Raw genomic sequence first — 14,048 nt, forward strand, 5'->3', positions numbered from 1 at the left:
GGCAACCGAGTTTATTTGCCGGTATGACAGAGGTATCTATGATCGCGGTCGAGGATGTCGTCCGTGGGCTGTGGCAGGCCCTTTCGCGCCGCGACTGGGAGGCGATCCCGACATTCTTGTCCGACGACTGCCTCTACGTCGACATGCCGGTTCCGGCCTTGTCGGCCCGCGGCCCCGAGGGCATCGTCAAACGACTCAAGATGGGTCTGGAACACCTGGCGGGCTACGAGAACCACACCGGCGTGCTGGTGTCCAACGGTTCCGACGTGCTCTACGAGCACTCGGAGACATGGACATTCGCGACCGGCGAACAGGGCGTGTTGCGGTTCGTGACCGTCCACAAAGTCGTCGACGGCAAGATCACCGTCTGGAAAGACTATTGGGACATGAACAGCCTCGTCGCGTTCGCTCCCCCGAACCACTTCGAGGGCTTGGCGAACGGCGATGTGAGCTGGGTGTTTGACGCGTCAGCATTGGTCTGAATCACACGTTCGCGAATTGCGCCGCCGCGCAACGTAATGCGCCGGCTTGGCACGCGCTGCCGTGGAATGCCGGCATGGCCACCCCTCATAGACCATTCCGGCACTCCCTCGGCACAACGGCGATAGGGCTTGGCTACAACCCGCCCTGGTGCGGATATGACACGTAGTCACCAGAACTGGTGGCGTGGCGACCCCCACTGCGTGACGCGTAGGGCGGAGGCGCCGAAGCGGCGACGGTAACGATGGCTGCGTCGACGAACGCAGCGCGGGACAACATGTGCCCAAACCTCCTTGTTGCCTCAGTTTGGTGACGTTGCCCGATTCGTCTCCCGAAGCCTATGCGCCCCGGCGGCGGGTTACATCGGAATTTGTGAAAAATGTCGTGGCCGCGCTTTCGCGGCCGATGACCGGGCTACGCGAGGTCGTAGATCCTGCGGGCGTTCTCGCGGGCGATGAGATCGACCACCCGGATGGCGTCGCCCTCGCCCCAGTCGCCGCGGTCGACGAATTCGCGTAGCACCCGGTGCAGGCCCCGGCGCCACAGGACCGCCCCGAGAAAATGCAGTTCCGCGGGACCGAAACCGTCCGACGAGTAGAGGATCTTGGAAAAGGGCGCCAGCTCCAGCAGCCGCCCAAGGAACGCCGGCGACCGCGCCCCCAAGTGGTTCACGCTCAGTCCGCCGTCGAGGTAGACGTTGTTGAACGCCTGCGCCAGATAACCGGCCTCACGCTCGTAGGGGTAACAGTGCAACAGCACGATCGGGACGTCGGCCGACCGGCGCAGAAAGTCAAGCAGCAGGAGCGGATTGGCCTTGTGCAGGTCGCAGTCCCGATCGCCGAACCCGACGTGGAATTGCAATGGCTTGCCGAGTCGCAACGCCTGATGCAATCCGAACCGCAGCAGGATCCGGTCCCGCAATCGCGTCCCGCCGCGCTCGCGCCACCGGTCGGCGGCCTCGGCGACCTCCGTCGTCGACGGCTCGCTGAGGTCACCCTCGAAACCGCCCCGGTAGGCCAGGATCGATTTGGTGCCCACGGCGTCGGTCGCGCGCCGATGCAGGATCTCCTCGAACGCCGCCGCATAGTCACCCGCGGCTTGGGCGGCCTGTTCGGCCACCTCCTCGAGACGCACGATTTCGTGCGCACGGCCGCCCGACAACCGGGCGATCTGCCCGACGCCGGCGACCCCGCCACCGCCGATCCCGGTGTCCACCAGCCAGTCCCCGACGCCGGCGGCCGATAGGAACACGCGAGCCAGTTCGTCTTCGGCGAACTGGCGACGACGGTCCCAATAGGCCTGCGGGTCGACGTGCTCGGGTAGGCCGAGGGCGGGGGCGCAGTGCGCGCGCACTGCGAACCCGAGTTGGGAGTCGAAACCCGAATCGGCGATGAGCTCGGTGTTGGCCTCGTTGAGTGCGTTCTCGAATCGCCGTCGGTCGCCGGCCGCCAACCAACAACCGTGGACGTGCTGATCGATCAGCGACACCGCGCCGATGTGCTCGGCCAGGTCGCGGGTGTCGGCGCTCATCACCGGCCCGTCACAGACTCCAGGCCATGCGGAATCGGTCCGCCAGCTGCTCGGGGCCCAGATCGCCGTAGCGTTCGTGTTCCAGTCGGCGAACCGCGACCACCATGTCGACCGCCGGATCGCCCAGGATGCACCGCATGCGCTCCGAAGCGTCCAGCGCCGCAATCGCCTCGGCCTGCGAATCGGTCAGGCGCACCACGCCGTCACGCGCGCGGTCGGCATCGGAGCGGGCCGCCGGGTCGACCGTGACCTCCGGCGGCAGCGGGGCCCCGGATTTGATGCCGTCCAGCGCGAGCCCCAGGATGGCCGCCGATGCCAGGTACGGATTGGCCGACGGGTCGACGATCTTGACCTCGACGTTTCCGCCGCGCGGGCTGGCGGGTCCGCCGGTGACGAATCGCACTGCGGCCTCGCGGTTTTCGGTGCCCCAGCACGCGTAGGCGCCGGCCCAATTGCCGGGCCGCATCCGCAGACCCGAGACGACCGATCCGCACAGCACGCCCTGGGCTTCCCGCAGACCACCAACCACGCCCGCCACCGCGCTCTCCCCCGCCGGCGTCATGCCCGCGGCGCCCGCGCCGTCACAGAACAGCGGTCCTTCCGGCGTCGTCAGCGAAAAATGTTGGTGCGCACCGGATCCGACGGCACCGGCGAACGGGGCGGGTGACAAGCTGATGCGCAGGCCGTGGCGGCGCGCCGCGCGGCCGATGATGAGCCGCATCAGTATCAGCTGATCGGCGGCGGCGACCGGCGGTTGCGGCGGCAGCGAGATCTCGAACTGGTTGGCGCCATACTCGGGGTGGAATTGTTCGATCGCGACGCCGGCTCCCGTCGCCGACCCGATCACCTCCCGGATGAACGCTTCACGCTCCAGCACGCCGGCGAGGCCGTACGGGGCCCACACCGCCGACGGCAACCGGCCGCCGTCCGGCGCGACCAACAGGAATTCGATTTCGTGCCCGACGGCCGCCTCGATGCCGGCGTCGTCGAGCGCCGTTTCTATGCGCCGCAGCGTTCCCCGGCCGCACGTGGGGACCGGCGTGCCGTCCTGGGAGAAAAACGCGGCGGGCGCCCACGCCAGGCCGTCGCCCACGATGCGCAACGCGGACAGGTCGATCCGGAGCCGCTGGTCCCCCACCACGCCGACGTCGGCGGTGAAGGCGATGCCGGTCTGGTCGATGGCGAACGCGTGCCAGGAGGGGCTGGCGCCCAAGCCGGGATCGGCGAAGGTGTTCGTCTGGCGGATCGGAACGGCCTTGGCCAGGGTGAGCCCGGCGGAATTGACGACGGTGCCGATGACCGTGTCGACGCCCTCGCCCTCCAGCTGGGCAATCGCCGCGGCGGCAAGCGGTGTGCCGGTCATGGCAGTCATTCTGCAGCCTCGTGGTGGTGCGGTCGGGTAATCGTCCCGCGTGGCCGGTCAGTTCTGGCGGCCGACGAGTTCGTAGACGAAGCGATCGAGGAATCCGTCCACGGGGGCCCGACCGGCCGGCCGGATGACGAATTTCGTCAACCCGGCCTCCAGGTACGCGTCCAGTTGGCGGTGCAGCTGAGCCCACCCGGCGGCGATCAGCTCGCCGGGGTCGAGGTCCGGTCGGCGCTTGCGGACCGCCGCGGCCAATTCCGCGGGCAGCTCGCCCTCGGTGACGGCCAGCGAGATCCCGAAGTGGTCGGGTTCGATGTGCCGGCCGGCCCGCTCCGCGGCCCGTTCGATCGCCTCGCGCCCGGTCCTGGCCTCCGCCGGGGTGAGGAAGCTGCCCAGCCAGCCGTCGCCGAGCGCTCCGATACGCCGAAACGCGGCGGGCGCCGAGCCGCCCAACCAGATGTCCAGCGGCGGCACCGGTTTCGGGGCGATCGCCGCGCCGGTGACGGTGAAGTATTGGCCCGTGAACGTGGCCGAATCCCCTTCCAGGGCCGCGCGCAGCACCCGTAGCGACTCGTCGAAGACCGCCGCCCGCTGACCGTCGGGAACCACGAACACCTCGCGCTCGGCCGGTATCGCCGATCGCAAGCCGAACACCGGAAGGACCCGCTTCGGGGCGACGGCCGCCAGCGACGCGAGCTGCTTGGCCACCAGCACCGGATGCCGGCCCGGCAGCACCGCCACCGAGGTGCCCACCTTCAGCCGGCTCGTCCGGGCGAGCGCGTACGCCATCCCGACCGTGGGATCGACGGCCGGCGAGTACACCAGCTCGGAAAACCACAGCGAATCCACGCCGTTGGCCTCGAGGTGGTCGACGATGGCGGCCAGCTGATGTGGGGCGGTGTCCGCGCCCAGCCCGACGCCGAAGCGAACCTTCACCCGAGCCTCCTCCTGCGTGGTCTCACCCGTCGCGCAACGCCGCGGCGCCCCGTTTTGTGCCCGCGGCGCGCGTCATCGCCTGCTGCCCGGAGTTCGGAGGGCGCAAACGGCTATGCGCGGCTGGGAATGGTGAGCTTGCAGGCCTGGCCGATGTCGAGGGTCCGCAACACCCGGCCCATGCCCACCCACAGCGCGCAGGACAGCGCCAGGTCGGCCAGCAGCTCGTCGGAGAAGTGTTCGGCGCAGCGCGTCCAGAAGTCTTCGTCGTCGCGCAGGCCGGTGTGGTCGGTGGCGAAGCGGTCGGCGAACTCGGCCGCCAGCCGCTCCTGGTCGCTGTAGCCGGGCCAGGTGCGCCATTCGTGGACGTGGTCGTACAGCTCCTCGTCGACACCCGCGGCGGGTCCGTCCTCGTCGCGGGTGTTGACGCAGACGACGCATTCGTTGCGGTGAGCGATCACGGCGCGCGCCAATTCGCGCGTGCGTAACGGCAACCGGTTCTTGGTGTAGACCGCCTGGCTGAAGGCACCGAGCGCGCCGCCGATGTCCGGAGACTTCACAAACCAGCCGGCCAGGTCGTCGTCAGCAAATGTTCCGATTCGGCTCATGGCGTGATGGTACGCCCGCCTAAGGACCTGGGTCGCGGTTGTCGCGAAACGGGTGGAGCCACCGGCTAGCGAGCGGCCGGACCGATCGCCGCGGTTGGCGTTTCCTCATGCCAATCACGTTGGGCGAGAACCCGATGCGCCACACGTTCGAGCGCGGCCTGCACCGCGCGGCGGTCCGGGCGGCCCTCGAAGCCCGGCGAGCGGGCGAGCTTGTCCACGAGCCAGGCCACCAGCAGCGAGTGCACGTAGCCGACTTGCTGGGCCCCGGCCGGGGTGAGCGACAGTTGTTCGCCGTCGCTTCGCGCGTAACCGCCGGCGGCCAGGCGCGCGAAGGTGGGCTCGAGAACCTCGAACGGTATCCGGTGATAGTCGGCCATGTCGGTGAGACGGGCGGTCCCGTACATCTGCGTGTAGCGATTGATGCGCAGGACCCCCCACAGCCCGGCCACGTCGAGCCGGCAATCGGGCCGCATGGCGATGCTGCGCAACCGCATGCCGGTTTCGCCGCGCAACATCCGTGCGATCGCGTTCTCCAGCATCTGGTCCGGCGTCTCGGAGGTCGGCATGCCGAACGCGTCGCCGAGATCGACTGTGCTGGCGTGGATATCCCGCAGCGGGACCTCGCGCAGGAACAGCGCCAGGACGAAACCGACCACGGCCACCGGCGCCGCCCACAAGAAAACCTCGGTCAGCGAATCGGCGTAGGCCGCGACGATGGGCGCGGCCACATCGTGCGGCTGCCGGTGCAGGGCCCCGGGCGAGCTGACCGCGTCGGGCGGCGCGCCGCTGGCCGCCAGGGCCGGACCGATGCGGCGGTCGAGGAAGTTCACGAACAGCGAGCCGAATATCGCCGCCCCGAAAGAACTTCCGATGGTGCGAAAGAACGTCACACCCGACGTGGCGACGCCGAGGTCTTCGAAATTCGACGTGTTCTGCACGATCAGAACCAGCACCTGCATGGACAATCCGATCCCGGCGCCCAGGATGACCAGGTACAGCGACTGGATCAGGGCGGACGTCGACGGCTCCATGCGCGACATCAGCAAAAACGCCAGCGCCATCAGCGCGGTGCCGGTCACCGGGAAAACCTTGTAGCGGCCGGTGCGGCCGACCAGGGTTCCGCTGCCGGTCGAGGTGATCAGCATCCCGACCACCATGGGCAGCGTGCGCAGACCCGAGGTCGTCGCCGAGACCCCGTTGACGTACTGCATATAGGTCGGCAGGAACGTCAGCGCGCCCAGCATCGCAAAACCCACGACGAAGGACAGCACGCAGCACACGGCGAACACCGGACTGGCGAACAACCGGATGGGCAGGATCGGCTCGGCGGCGCGACGTTCCACCACCACGAAAACGCCCAGCGCCACCGCGGCGCCGACGAACAAGCCGATGATCGTCGGCGACCCCCACGCATACAGCGTCCCGCCCCAGCTGGTGGCGAGCGTCAGGCCCGCCGCGCCCAGGCCGACGAATACGATTCCGGAGTAGTCGATGATCGGCTTGGCGGACGCGCCCAGCGCTGGAATCGCCGCGGCGGCAACGAAAATGACGACCACGGAGATCGGCACGTTGACCCAGAACGCCCACCGCCAGGTCAGGTAATCGGTGAAGTAGCCGCCCAGCAACGGCCCGATCACCGTGGTGACGCCGAAGACCGCCCCGAGGATGCCCTGGTACCGGCCCCGCTCGCGCAGCGGGACGACCTCGCCGATCAGCGCGCTGGCGGTGACGGTGATGGCACCGCCGCCGATCCCTTGCAGCGCACGCGCTCCCACCAGCATGGCCATCGACTGGGACAGCCCACACAACGCCGATCCGACGACGAAGAAGACGATCGCCGCCTGGAACACCCGCTTGCGCCCGTAGGAGTCCCCGAGCTTGCCGGCCAGCGCGGTGACGACGGTCGATGCGAGCAGATAGCTGGTGACGACCCAGGACTGATGGCCGGCGTCGCCCAGGTTGGCGACGATCGTCGGCAGCGCGGTGGCGACGATGGTCTGGTCCAACGCCGCGAGCAGCATCCCCAGGACGATCGCGACGAAGATCAGGTTGCGCCGTTGCGGGCTGATCAGCTCGCCGCTGGGCGCGGAATTCGCCGCCGGGGTCGCCTGGGTCACCGCTGCTCTCGGGCTCGTCATGCCGGCCCGACGTTACCTACCTTGCCCGCCGCCCGCGTCAGCTGGGTGGCCGCGAGACGCACTGCGCCGAGTACAGCTCCACGCCCAGCTTGTCCATCAACTCCAGCTGCGTCTCGAGGTAGTCGATGTGCTTTTCCTCGTCGGCGACGATGTCCTCGAACAGGGTGGCGGTGGTGGAATCCTGCTTGTCCCGGCATAAGACGATGGCCGGCTTGAGGCGGTCCATCACCTCGTATTCGATGGCGAGGTCGGCCTCGAATTGCTCGCGCAAGGTCTGGCCGATGCGCAGCGAGAAGAGGCGCTGGTAGTTCGGCAACCCGTCGAGCAACAGGATGCGGTCGGTGATCGCCTCGGCGTGTCGCATCTCGTCGAAGGACTCCGCGCGGGTGTGCTCAGCTAACTCGGTGAAACCCCAGTTGTCCTGCATCTTGGAGTGCAGGAAGTATTGGTTGATCGCGGTGAGCTCGCTGGTCAACTGCTCGTTGAGCAGACGCAAAACTTCCGGATCCCCTTGCATTTTCACTCCTACGGTGTCTGCTGCTGGCATGTTCGGCCGCGATCCGTGCGCTGGGCTGGAGCGCACAAACCCGGCCTGTAGCAGCACTTTGCCACGGCCGCCGCAAATGTTCTAGCAAGGTTTGGCTGCACTCAGTGCGTTGTCGAGCTAGTCTAAGCACCCGGTTGTTAGGTTAGACTGCACTAAGCAGGTTAGGTTAGACTCCACTAATATGCGGCTTGTTCGTTTCGCACCTCCGGCCGGGGCCCCGAGTCCCCGGGAGGTCAGGCGCGGGAGCGGCATCGGGTCGCTCGAAGGACCCGTCGACGAAGGGGACGCCCACATGCGGGAGGTGCGCTGATGTACGTGTGCCTGTGCGTCGGGGCGACCAGCCAGACCGTGTGCGACGTCGTCGCGCAGGGCGCGTCGACCTCCAAGGAAATCGCCGCGGCATGCGGGGCGGGCGGTGACTGCGGTCGCTGCCGGCGCACCCTGCGCGCGATCCTCGCCGACGCGGCGAAGTTAGAGACAGCGCCGTCGGCCTGACGCCGGAACGCCGTTTCAGCCCTTGTTGAAATCAGCCAGCGCCGCGGCGTTGGCCTGCGCGCCCATGAGCTCGGCGAAGTGCGCGTGTTCCCGCGCGGTGGCCGCCGTGATCTCGGGGCGGACCGGCTCCATCATCGTGTGTTTGACGGCCATCAAGCTCGAGATCGGCCGGGAGGCAAGGATTTCGGCGTGGTGGCGGGCCTGCGGGAGCAGCTCGTCCGGTTGGCACACCCGCCAGACGAGGCCCATCCGCAGCGCCTCGTCGGCGTCGACCCATTCGGACGACATCAACAGCCACGCGGCGTTCTGCCGGCCCACCAGCTGCGGCAGCAGATAGGACGACGCCGCTTCCGGGGCTACGCCCAGGCTGGTGAACGGGCACTTCAACCGGGCCGTCGACGACATGAACGCCAGATCGGCATAGCCCAGAATCGTGGCGCCGATCCCCACGCCGACACCGTTCACCGCGCAGATCAGCGGCTTGGGAAAGGCGCTGAGCGCGTTGATGAGTCCGATGAAGCCATGCTTGCCCGGAGTGAAGCCGGGGTCGGTGATGCGCGCCTGCATCTCGCCCAGGTCGGTACCGGCGCTGAATCCGCGACCCGCTCCGGTCAGCAGGACCACGGCCACCTCGGGATCGTCGGCGGCGGCCAGCAGCGCCTCGGCGGTGGCGTCATAGAGGGCTTCGTTGAAGGCGTTGAGCGCCTCCGGGCGGTTCAGCGTGAGGGTGCGCACCCGCTTGTCGTCATCGATCTGCAGCGTCACCCCCGCAGCGTAGCGAGGCTAGCCGTTGCTGTAGACGCGGGTCGGAGCGATCAGCACCACGGCGCGCCCCTCGGAAGCCATCACCCGGTCGTACTCGTCCCAGTTGTCGTGGGTACCGCCCGCCGCAACGAACACATCGCGCAGCAGGACTCGCAACCGATCGGGATCGGTCAGCCACGGCTGGGTGTCGTCGGGGCCGACCAGCTCCGCGCGGCCCTCGACCGTCGCCCACTGCCACCCGTTACGGAAGGTGATGGCCAACTGCGGCCGGGCCCGCAGGTTGGCCAGTTTGACTCTTCCGTAGGTGGTAAACCCCAGCACCGGTTGACCATTCGCCGGGTGCGACAACAGGCCCACGTTGACCAGTGACGCCTGCACGGTCCCGTCAGCCCGGACGGTCGATACCACCGCCAATCCGTTCTCCGCCGCGGCCAATGCCACGGCGTCGCGCAGTGTCGTCATCTGGTGTCCTCAGTCCGTGAACGGCGTGCTGATGACGTAGCGGCTCGTCGGCACGGTGTCGATGTTCTCGTTGGCGCCAAAGGCCGTCGTGCTGGCCACCATTCGTCCTAACCGGTGTTGGAGATCGTTGTCGTCGGCGGCTCCGAAAAATGCCTGAAGATCGGTGATCGCCTCCGCGGGAAACAACTCCTCGACGATGCCGGCGATTCCCGGCGCGTCTTCGGTGAGCGCGCGCACCACCCAATTCTGGGTGTAGCCGAACGTCGACTGTGTCTCGATGGCTACCGGTGTATGGTCGCGTTGCCAACGGGTCAGCCACGTCGCCTGGTCCATGCCCGCGGGCCGGCGCAGCAACGCGATGTTGGCCAAACCCGGTGTGCGGGAACCGGACTCGACGACGGGCGCGCTCAGCGGGACCGATTCCGTCACCAGGTACGCGGCGAGCTGCTCACACTCCTTTGCCAGCAGCTCGAGCGCGGACGTCATCTGCTCGCCGTAGCACTGCTGGGTCCACATGCTCACCACCGCGGCGACCGGTGGGTCCAGCGTCGTGAGCGTCATCAACGACTGGCGCACGGCGTCGTCGCGGACGTTGACCGACAATCCGGGCACACCCAGCTCCAGCAGCGCATCGGCGACCGGCCCCCGCTGCCGGGCGCACCAATCGTCGTCGGAGTCGGCGCGCATGAGCACCGCGATTACCTTTTCCATAGGCCGAACCTACCGGTGCGGGCCCGCCGGATAGGCCTACTTCACCAGGCGCACCTGATGCTGGCTGCTGATCAGCTTCCCGATGAGCCCGGCCAGCTGACGGTAGGACTCGTCGCGCCCGCTCGACGAGCGGTAGACCAAGCCGATTCGCCGGCCCGGGCGCGGCGCCGCGAACTGCGCCAGGCCCAGGCGGCTTCTCGAGGCCTCGACGGGCACCGCGCTCTGCGGAATCAGCGTGACGCCCAACCCGCCCGTCACGCATTGCACCGCTGTCGCCAGTGAGGCCGCCCGTGTGTTGGCCAGCTCCGCCCGGACCCCGGCCTTGCGGCAGACATCCAGCGCCTGATCGCGCAGGCAGTGCCCCTCGTCCAGCAGGAGCAGCGGCAGGTCGGCCAGCGCCGTCGCCGGAACCCGGCGCTTGCCCGCCAGCGGATGGCCGGGGGGCAGGGCGAGGACGAAATCCTCGTCGTAGATGGGGATCGCGCTGACCCCGGCGCCCTCGGCGGGCAGGGCGATCAATGCCGCATCCAATGCCCCTTCGCGCAAGACCGCCAACAACCGCTCGGTCTGGTCTTCGGTCACCCGCAGGGCCAGCCCCGGAAGCTGCTCGGCCACGCCGGCCAGCACGGTCGGCAGCACGTAGGGCGCCACCGTGGGAATCAGGCCCAGCCTCATGCCGGCCCGCAACGGATCCGAGGCGCCCGCCGCCGCGGCGGTGAAGGCGTCGGTCGCCTCGACGACGGCCTGGGCGCGCGGCAACAGCTCCGTACCCTGGGGTGTCAAGAAGACACGCCGTGTCGAGCGCTCGACGAGACGGGTGCCCAGGCCCGCCTCCAGCGCCGAGAGTGCCTGCGACAACGTCGACTGGCTGACGCCGAGAGCCGTTGCGGCACCACTGAATTGATGCTTCTCGGCCACCGCCACGAAGGCGCGCAGGCCGGCGATCGTGGGCTGATAACTCTTATCGGTCATACCTATAAGTGTAGTGGGAAATATCACCTTTACTTCAACCAGGGTACGCGGCAACATGGTGGAAGAAAGCTAATCTTGAGTAAATCCAGATAAGGAGCGATATGCCTCTGCTGACCATCGGCGACCAGTTCCCCGCCTACGAGCTCACCGCGTTGATCGCCGGCGATCTGTCCAAGGTCGACGCCAAGCAGCCCGGCGACTACTTCACCACCATCACCAATGAGGACCACGCCGGCAAATGGCGCGTGGTGTTCTTCTGGCCGAAGGACTTCACCTTCGTGTGCCCGACCGAGATTGCCGCCTTCGGCAAGCTCAACGACGAATTCGCCGACCGCGACGCGCAGGTTCTGGGTGTGTCGATCGACAGCGAGTTCGTCCACTTCAATTGGCGCGCTCAGCACGAGGACCTCAAAAAGCTGCCCTTCCCGATGCTCTCGGACATCAAGCGGGAGCTGAGCCTGGCCACCGGCGTGCTCAACGCCGACGGCGTGGCCGACCGGGCGACCTTCCTCGTCGACCCCAACAACGAGATCCAGTTCGTCTCGGTCACCGCGGGTTCGGTGGGCCGCAACGTCGAGGAAGTGCTGCGCGTGCTGGACGCGCTGCAGTCCGACGAGCTGTGCGCGTGCAACTGGCGCAAGGGCGACCCGACGCTCGACGCCACCGAGCTGCTCAAGCAGTCGGCCTGATCCGGGGCTGATCCCGTAGGGTCTGAACAGGAGGCGAGATGAGCGTAGACAACCTCAAGGAAGCGCTGCCGGAGTACGCCAAGGACCTCAAGCTCAACCTGGGTTCGATCACCCGCACGACCGAGCTCAACGAGGAGCAGCTGTGGGGCACGCTGTTGGCGAGCGCCGCGGCGACCCGGAACACGCAGGTGCTCAGCGAGATTGGCGCGGAGGCGGCCGATATTCTGTCCGCCGAGGCGTACAACGCGGCGCTGGGAGCCGCATCGGTCATGGCCATGAACAATGTGTTCTACCGTGGCCGGGGCTTCCTCGACGGCAAGTACGACGACCTGCGCGCGGGATTGCGGATGAACATCATCGCCAATCCCGGTGTGGAAAAGGCGAACTTCGAGCTGTGGTGCTTCGCAGTGTCGTCGATCAACGGATGCCCGGATTGCGTGGCGGCCCACGAGCACACGCTGCGCGAGGCCGGTGTCAGCCGCGAAACCATCCAGGAGGCGCTGAAGGCCGCGGCGATCGTTTCCGGCGTGGCCCAAGCGATCGCCGCTTCCCAGACGCTGGCGACCGTCGGCTGATCGCGCCGTCGTGACCAGCGCCGTGTCCGGACCCGACTGGGTCCAGCACGCCATCTGGTGGCAGGTCTACCCGCTGGGGTTCGTGGGCGCGTTCCCCGTACCGCAGTCAAACGAGCCGCCGCAACCGCATCAACACCGGTTGCGGCGGCTCGTCGACTGGTTGGACCACGCCATCGAACTCGGGGCGTCCGGCATCGCGCTGGGCCCGATCTTCGCCTCGCGCACACACGGTTACGACACCACCGACCACTACCGCATCGATCCCCGGCTCGGCGACGACGCCGATTTCGACCACCTCGTCGCCGAGGCGCACCGACGTGGCCTGCGCGTCCTGCTCGACGGCGTGTTCAACCACGTCGGCGTGGATTTTCCGCGCCACCGCGAGGCGGCCGAGGACGACGCCGCCGCGCGCTGGTTCCGCGGACGTCCCGGGCGCTTTCACACGTTCGAAGGCCACGACGGGCTGATCACCCTCAACCACGACAACCCCGCCGTCGCCGACTACACCGTCGAGGTGATGGCGCACTGGTTGGGCCGCGGCGCCGACGGCTGGCGCCTCGACGCGGCTTACGCCGTGCCACAACACTTCTGGGCCTCGACCCTGCCCCGGGTGCGCGAGCGCTATCCGGACGCCTGGTTCGTCGGCGAACTCATCCACGGCGACTACGCCGCGGTCGTCGAGGCCGCCACCTTCGACTCGGCCACCCAATACGAGCTGTGGAAGGCGATCTGGAGCAGCCTCAACGACGGCAATTTCTTCGAGCTGGACTGGGCGCTGCAGCGCCACAACGACTTTCTGAGCCGCTTCCCGCCCCTGACCTTCATCGGCAATCACGACGTCACCCGCATCGCCAGCCAGCTGGACAACCCCGCGCACGTGGCCCACGCGCTGGTGCTGCTGCTCACCATCGGCGGGGTGCCGAGCGTCTACGCCGGCGACGAACTCGGGTTCCGCGGCGTCAAGGAAGAACGGTTCGGCGGCGACGACGCCGTGCGCCCCGAATTCGGCTCTCCCCCACTGCAACTGGATGACTTCGGCGTCCAGACCTGGGGGCTGCACCAGTACCTGGTCGGGCTGCGACGGCGCCACCCCTGGCTGCACGCGGCGTCCACCACCGCGTTACGGCTGGAAAACCGGCACTACGTCTACGAGGCGCGCAACGGCGACGACGCCTTGCTGGTGGTACTCAACATCGACGACGAACCGCTGCACGTGTCGCTGCCGGAGCTGGGCACGGGGCGCGCGCAGGTCATCGGCGGATCGGCGGCCCCGCCGCCGGAGGTCGTCGACGCAGTTACGGTCGAGCCGCACGGGTGGCGGATCCTAAGCTCGGTCTAGGGCCCGGTCAGCCGGTCCAGCGTCGGCTCGTCGTACCGGCCGCCGTAGTACTTGTCGAGCACCGCGACGAAGTCCTCGTCGTCCTCGGTGGCGTGGGCGAACAGGGTCATCGACGAGCACAGTTTGAGGTCGTCCGGCGAGCCGAAGATCTGCCCGATCGAGCGCCCCTGCACCGCGGTGACCAGTCGCGCGCACTCGCGCAACCGCGGCCCCAGCAGCTCATGACGCAGGTACGCCCGCGCCTCGTCCAGCGAGGAGATGCCGTAATGGACCGCGGTCGGGCTGCCGCCCAGGCCGCGCAGTTGGGGGAAGACGAACCACATCCAGTGGCTGCGCTTTCGTCCGGCCCGCAGCTCGTCGAGGACGTCGCCGTATACCGGCTCCTGCGCGTCCACGAAACGCTGGAGATCGAACGGGTCGCCTGCAGATGTCACCTGA

Annotated in this window: 16 protein-coding genes; 5 read left to right on the top strand and 11 right to left on the bottom strand. The window is 68.0% G+C overall.

Annotated elements, in window-relative coordinates; genetic code table 11:
* Positions 1 to 38: 38 nt before the first annotated feature.
* Positions 39 to 482 (top strand): nuclear transport factor 2 family protein, encoded by a 444-nt coding sequence (locus W7S_RS12885; RefSeq protein ID WP_014384726.1) that lies wholly within the window; start codon positions 39 to 41, stop codon positions 480 to 482.
* Between the two features lie 412 nt (positions 483 to 894).
* Here the strand turns inward: W7S_RS12885 and W7S_RS12890 are convergent, their stop codons facing one another.
* The 6 genes from W7S_RS12890 to bfr form a co-directional block, all read right to left on the bottom strand.
* Positions 895 to 2,010 carry an amidohydrolase family protein gene (locus W7S_RS12890; RefSeq protein WP_014711660.1) on the bottom strand — a complete coding sequence of 372 codons (1,116 nt, stop codon included), beginning with the start codon at positions 2,008 to 2,010 and terminating at the stop codon, positions 895 to 897.
* Positions 2,011 to 2,020: 10 nt separating this feature from the next.
* On the bottom strand, positions 2,021 to 3,373 hold the full coding sequence (locus tag W7S_RS12895; protein WP_014711661.1) for a glutamine synthetase family protein: 1,353 nt from the start codon (positions 3,371 to 3,373) through the stop codon (positions 2,021 to 2,023).
* A 57-nt stretch (positions 3,374 to 3,430) separates the two neighbouring features.
* Positions 3,431 to 4,312 (bottom strand): TIGR03854 family LLM class F420-dependent oxidoreductase, encoded by an 882-nt coding sequence (locus W7S_RS12900; RefSeq protein ID WP_014711662.1) that lies wholly within the window; start codon positions 4,310 to 4,312, stop codon positions 3,431 to 3,433.
* A gap of 110 nt (positions 4,313 to 4,422) precedes the next feature.
* The gene (locus W7S_RS12905) at positions 4,423 to 4,917 is read right to left on the bottom strand and encodes a carboxymuconolactone decarboxylase family protein (RefSeq protein WP_009953008.1); all 495 of its coding nucleotides are present in this window, start codon (positions 4,915 to 4,917) and stop codon (positions 4,423 to 4,425) included.
* Positions 4,918 to 4,982: 65 nt separating this feature from the next.
* The gene (locus tag W7S_RS12910; protein WP_193375024.1) at positions 4,983 to 7,055 is read right to left on the bottom strand and encodes an MDR family MFS transporter; all 2,073 of its coding nucleotides are present in this window, start codon (positions 7,053 to 7,055) and stop codon (positions 4,983 to 4,985) included.
* A 37-nt stretch (positions 7,056 to 7,092) separates the two neighbouring features.
* Positions 7,093 to 7,572 carry a bacterioferritin gene (gene bfr, locus W7S_RS12915; protein ID WP_008256872.1) on the bottom strand — a complete coding sequence of 160 codons (480 nt, stop codon included), beginning with the start codon at positions 7,570 to 7,572 and terminating at the stop codon, positions 7,093 to 7,095.
* 339 nt (positions 7,573 to 7,911) lie between these two features.
* On the opposite strand from bfr, the gene W7S_RS12920 reads away from it, so the two are divergent.
* Positions 7,912 to 8,097 (top strand): bacterioferritin-associated ferredoxin, encoded by a 186-nt coding sequence (locus W7S_RS12920; protein WP_008256874.1) that lies wholly within the window; start codon positions 7,912 to 7,914, stop codon positions 8,095 to 8,097.
* A gap of 15 nt (positions 8,098 to 8,112) precedes the next feature.
* Here W7S_RS12920 and W7S_RS12925 read toward each other — a convergent pair whose 3' ends face one another.
* Genes W7S_RS12925 through W7S_RS12940 form a run of 4 tightly spaced genes read right to left on the bottom strand, consistent with a single transcriptional unit; the run spans position 8,113 to position 11,007 of the window.
* Complete coding sequence (locus tag W7S_RS12925; RefSeq protein WP_014711664.1) at positions 8,113 to 8,862, bottom strand: enoyl-CoA hydratase/isomerase family protein; 750 nt, start codon at positions 8,860 to 8,862, stop codon at positions 8,113 to 8,115.
* Between the two features lie 18 nt (positions 8,863 to 8,880).
* Complete coding sequence (locus tag W7S_RS12930) at positions 8,881 to 9,324, bottom strand: TIGR03618 family F420-dependent PPOX class oxidoreductase (protein WP_009953013.1); 444 nt, start codon at positions 9,322 to 9,324, stop codon at positions 8,881 to 8,883.
* Positions 9,325 to 9,333: 9 nt separating this feature from the next.
* Positions 9,334 to 10,035: an EthD domain-containing protein gene (locus tag W7S_RS12935; RefSeq protein WP_014711665.1), complete on the bottom strand. Its 702-nt coding sequence runs from the start codon at positions 10,033 to 10,035 to the stop codon at positions 9,334 to 9,336.
* A gap of 36 nt (positions 10,036 to 10,071) precedes the next feature.
* The gene (locus W7S_RS12940; RefSeq protein ID WP_014711666.1) at positions 10,072 to 11,007 is read right to left on the bottom strand and encodes a hydrogen peroxide-inducible genes activator; all 936 of its coding nucleotides are present in this window, start codon (positions 11,005 to 11,007) and stop codon (positions 10,072 to 10,074) included.
* A 101-nt stretch (positions 11,008 to 11,108) separates the two neighbouring features.
* On the opposite strand from W7S_RS12940, the gene W7S_RS12945 reads away from it, so the two are divergent.
* Genes W7S_RS12945 through W7S_RS12955 form a run of 3 tightly spaced genes read left to right on the top strand, consistent with a single transcriptional unit; the run spans position 11,109 to position 13,610 of the window.
* The gene (locus W7S_RS12945; protein ID WP_008256883.1) at positions 11,109 to 11,696 is read left to right on the top strand and encodes a peroxiredoxin; all 588 of its coding nucleotides are present in this window, start codon (positions 11,109 to 11,111) and stop codon (positions 11,694 to 11,696) included.
* 38 nt (positions 11,697 to 11,734) lie between these two features.
* The gene (locus W7S_RS12950; RefSeq protein ID WP_014711667.1) at positions 11,735 to 12,271 is read left to right on the top strand and encodes an alkyl hydroperoxide reductase; all 537 of its coding nucleotides are present in this window, start codon (positions 11,735 to 11,737) and stop codon (positions 12,269 to 12,271) included.
* Positions 12,272 to 12,281: 10 nt separating this feature from the next.
* Complete coding sequence (locus W7S_RS12955) at positions 12,282 to 13,610, top strand: alpha-amylase family glycosyl hydrolase (protein WP_041297842.1); 1,329 nt, start codon at positions 12,282 to 12,284, stop codon at positions 13,608 to 13,610.
* Here the strand turns inward: W7S_RS12955 and W7S_RS12960 are convergent.
* Positions 13,607 to 14,044: a DUF1810 domain-containing protein gene (locus tag W7S_RS12960; protein WP_014711669.1), complete on the bottom strand. Its 438-nt coding sequence runs from the start codon at positions 14,042 to 14,044 to the stop codon at positions 13,607 to 13,609. The genes W7S_RS12955 and W7S_RS12960 overlap by 4 nt on opposite strands.
* Positions 14,045 to 14,048 lie beyond the last annotated feature (4 nt).

Origin of the sequence: Mycobacterium sp. MOTT36Y, from assembly GCF_000262165.1 — a bacterium.
In the GTDB taxonomy this organism is placed as follows: Bacteria; Actinomycetota; Actinomycetes; order Mycobacteriales; family Mycobacteriaceae; genus Mycobacterium; species Mycobacterium intracellulare.